Source organism: Micromonospora chalcea, assembly GCF_002926165.1.
Taxonomy (GTDB): Bacteria; Actinomycetota; Actinomycetes; order Mycobacteriales; family Micromonosporaceae; genus Micromonospora; species Micromonospora chalcea.
The window spans coordinates 1-1,099 of record NZ_MAGP01000087.1 but is presented as its reverse complement, the minus strand read 5'-3'; the positions used below and the strand labels follow the sequence as shown (position 1 = coordinate 1,099).

At 68.0% G+C, this 1,099-nt stretch carries 1 protein-coding gene; it reads left to right on the top strand.

From position 1 onward, the window contains the following. Positions 1-825: 825 nt before the first annotated feature. On the top strand, positions 826-1,099 hold a 274-nt coding region (locus BAW75_RS09060), incomplete at its 3' end, for a C39 family peptidase (protein ID WP_208635214.1).

Sequence of the window (1,099 nt, the reverse complement as noted above, 5' to 3'; positions counted from 1 at the left end):
CAGCAGGTTCATCACATGCCGCCGAGAAGCCATGCCCGGCAGCACATACCACCCGACCCAAGATCCCTACCACGTGACACATGTATCGGGACTTCAACGCTGACAGATGTCATGGGACTGAACAGCCCCTATAGGAGTCATTTCGTTCCAAGATCTCGCCCAGCACGAGGTCTCGTCCCGATCGGCAAGACCGCCAATCCGCCCTTCGGACGCGCCCACGCCCACGCGATCTTGCAGTTACCGCCCAAGGCTTGCCTGTTTTGCGAGGTTTGCCGGGGCAATAAGTGCAAGATCGCGCACACATGGTGGATCTTGAGGGCTCTTGAGCTAGCGGACCCGTCGGCGATGTGCGGGCCGGTCGTTTGGCGGTCGGTGTCCGGTTCGCTGTGTTGCGGGGCTGTGGTCGGTGCCACCGTCAGGGTGGAATCGGTGGCGGGCGCGGGGCGTTGTACATGGCTGACCCCGGGACACCGGGACGAGCGCCGAACACCAGCCGCCCGGCACCCCCGCACGGATCGCCAGGTCAGGGAATCGGCCCGGCCCGGACGTCGTTACATCCCCGAGCGACGGGCACGCCGCCGTCCCCGGGAATGGCCCCGGTCCGGTCGTCGTTACATCCCCCAGACCCACGCCACCGGTCACCCCCCGGCTGGCAGCCACGGTCGGCGGGAATCATCCCCGGCCCGCAGGTCGTTACATCCCCCGAGCCGCGACGAGCAGGCCCCTTCCGGGCCGCCCGCGTGCCAGCCCCTCCACGGGCACCCAAGACTTTCCCCCTTCGCGGCACCCCCGCCGCGTATCCCCCACTTTAGGGAGGCAACCATCATGGCTACCACTCTGCTGCGCAAGACCGTTCTGACCGCTGCCGGTGTCGTCGCCACCGCCGGTGGCATCGCCGGCCCCGCCATCGCCGCCCACGCCGCCCCGGCCGAGAAGGCCGCCATCGTCGCCGACCGCAAGAGCGGTCATGGTGAGCGGGAACTCGACGTCCGCTACGAAGCCCAGCCCAACTTCTACTTCTGCGGCCCCGCCGCCGCCCGCAACGCGCTGAGCGTGCAGGGCAAGAACATCGACGTACACGCCATGGCCGAGGAGATGG